The sequence below is a fragment of the Moorena sp. SIO3I6 genome (assembly GCF_010672095.1).
Genome location: NZ_JAAHHU010000886.1, coordinates 1 through 2,019, shown reverse-complemented (window position 1 = coordinate 2,019; position 2,019 = coordinate 1). Strand labels below are relative to the sequence as shown.

At 42.3% G+C, this 2,019-nt stretch carries 5 protein-coding genes; 2 read left to right on the top strand and 3 right to left on the bottom strand.

Annotated elements, in window-relative coordinates:
* Window positions 1-254: 254 nt before the first annotated feature.
* Window positions 255-440, bottom strand: coding sequence for a hypothetical protein (locus tag F6K49_RS44005; protein ID WP_293108156.1), 186 nt, complete (start codon window positions 438-440; stop codon window positions 255-257).
* A gap of 169 nt (window positions 441-609) precedes the next feature.
* On the opposite strand from F6K49_RS44005, the gene F6K49_RS44000 reads away from it, so the two are divergent.
* Entirely contained in the window at window positions 610-1,359 is a 750-nt protein-coding gene (locus tag F6K49_RS44000; protein ID WP_293108153.1) for an exosortase, PEP-CTERM interaction domain protein, read from the top strand.
* On the opposite strand, the gene F6K49_RS43995 is transcribed toward F6K49_RS44000, so the two are convergent.
* Window positions 1,346-1,483 (bottom strand): hypothetical protein, encoded by a 138-nt coding sequence (locus F6K49_RS43995; protein WP_293108150.1) that lies wholly within the window; start codon window positions 1,481-1,483, stop codon window positions 1,346-1,348. The two genes, F6K49_RS44000 and F6K49_RS43995, sit on opposite strands and share 14 nt — an antisense overlap.
* Window position 1,484: 1 nt before the next feature.
* On the opposite strand from F6K49_RS43995, the gene F6K49_RS43990 reads away from it, so the two are divergent.
* Window positions 1,485-1,634: a hypothetical protein gene (locus tag F6K49_RS43990; RefSeq protein ID WP_293108147.1), complete on the top strand. Its 150-nt coding sequence runs from the start codon at window positions 1,485-1,487 to the stop codon at window positions 1,632-1,634.
* 79 nt (window positions 1,635-1,713) lie between these two features.
* Here F6K49_RS43990 and F6K49_RS43985 read toward each other — a convergent pair whose 3' ends face one another.
* Entirely contained in the window at window positions 1,714-1,902 is a 189-nt protein-coding gene (locus tag F6K49_RS43985; protein WP_293108159.1) for a DUF4351 domain-containing protein, read from the bottom strand.
* Between the last annotated feature and the right edge of the window lie 117 nt (window positions 1,903-2,019).

Sequence of the window (2,019 nt, the reverse complement as noted above, 5' to 3'; positions counted from 1 at the left end):
AGAAAAAACATTATTCACTCCTTGGTCTGATCAGTAATTCAGAGATTATGATAACTCATAATTGGGTTTCATGATCTAATTTAAAACGGTATCTAGTAATAAAATTCCCAAAATACCCACACTTTCCACCCTCCGCACACTTACCATTTAATTTTTATTTTTTTGATTTTATTTTTAATTTAAATTAAAAATAAACGATTCATTTAAATAGCATGGCATAACTTTATTAATCGTTTTTATTAGATGTATTGAGATTAAAATATAGCCCTTTTAAACTCATTAAGGACACATAAATTTTTCCCGATTCCCGATTCCCGATTCCCGATTCCCGATTCCCGATTCCCAATTCCCGATTCCCGATTCCCGATTCCCGATTCCCGATTCCCGATTCCCAATTCCCGATTCCCGATTCCCAATTCCCGATTCCCTTTGCTAAACATTTACATAATTCAGAGTTTAATGAATTTTTCTTAAATGTTCTAAAGCTTGCTGGATTTATATATAAAATACCCTTGGTAATAAAAATCAGCCATCACCTTGAAATAGATAACTACAGTTGTAAGCTATCAGCTAATGCTTACTTTAAAATTTTACTGAGGAAAAATAGTCATGACTAGTAAATTAGCGATCGCATTGATCGCAATTAGCCTTTTCGATCTTTCGGCAAGAGGGGTTAGTGCTGCGTCGATTACCCCGATCAACCTTGACGACCTGACTCTGGGAGCAACCATCACAGGACCAGTGGGTCCGACAGTAGATGCATCCCTAATCAATAGTGACGGAAACAGTCTGGGAGACTTGACCAGTAGCGTTTCTTGTCCTGTTGGTTTTCTAACTTGTGTGCCGCCCCAAAATCCAGCGGGAACCATCTACACTTATATACACAAAGTTACTCCTGGTGTGGACTTTCCTAACGATCCCCCCTTCCCTCAACCGGATGGTTTACTTGCGTTTGATGATGTCAATCAGTTCGAGTTGGAGTTCAAAGCTGAAGGCTTTACAGGAGTTGCGGGCTATAGCTTTGGGGAAGCTAACCAGGCACTGGGTTCCAGTGGGGAGTTTTCAATCAAGGTTGATGAAGATGGCAGTCTAGTCTGGAGCGTTGTCGGTGGATCAGATTGGAGTACTAATTTCGACACTCCAGAAACGATTTCCTTCTTTTGGCAAACCACACAACCTCCCATTGGTCCATTTGGGACCTTCACCGCTAAGAACGATACCCAATCCGGGACAGGTAATGGTCCACTGCCTCTAGCAGTCCCAGTGCCTGAACCGATGTCGTCTCAGGGTCTACTGGCTCTGGGCTTTCTGGGCTTAGGATTAGTGGTTAAGAGGGCTATCGGCTCTAGTGTCTTTTAAGGCAATTAGTAGGGAGTAGGGAGTCAAGATGCAGTAGCTGGATCAAGGGCGTTCCGTCAGTGAAGTAATGAATAGCAGTAGAGTGGGCATCCTGCCCGCTCGAAAATAAGCAGGAAACTGGCAAGATGCCAGTTCTACACAAGATGCCAGTTCTACACAAGATGCCAGTTCTACACAAGATGCCAGTTCTACACAAGATGCCCATTCTACAGCTGGGACCCAAGCCGCGAGGGATTGCTCGCGCTCTAGGAGGGGTCTGGAATTTTGAGCAATAATAGAGTGGGTAAGGCAAATCCAAACCCACTCGATCAGATCTCGATGGCACTACTTTTAAGTGCTACACCTATCCGGATTTTACTTATCCGTTAACTGGTTCAACCAATTGGTCAAATCCACCTCGGTTTCAAAATCTAATAACGCTTCTCCTAAATCTTCCAACTGGGAAAAGGATAATTCTTCAATTTGATTAAGTAATTGGGGATTGATTTCACCTAGGCGACGGTTAATTTGACGGATAATTAAATTAAGCTCATACTTCCAGATGATTCACAGACCAACTTCACCGTAAATACGCCTACGTCATTATTTACAACTTTAGCTTTTCTTTCTTTAATCGATTCCCTAGGGGAACTTGGGGTAATTGGCATTAGTTGCTGTCGA

Excerpts from the sequence above, each read along its gene's own strand:
- F6K49_RS44005 (WP_293108156.1), bottom strand. The coding sequence starts at position 440 with ATGTTTAGCAAAGGGAATCGGGAATTGGGAATCGGGAATCGGGAATTG.
- F6K49_RS44000 (WP_293108153.1), top strand. The coding sequence starts at position 610 with ATGACTAGTAAATTAGCGATCGCATTGATCGCAATTAGCCTTTTCGAT.
- F6K49_RS43990 (WP_293108147.1), top strand. The coding sequence starts at position 1,485 with ATGCCAGTTCTACACAAGATGCCAGTTCTACACAAGATGCCAGTTCTA.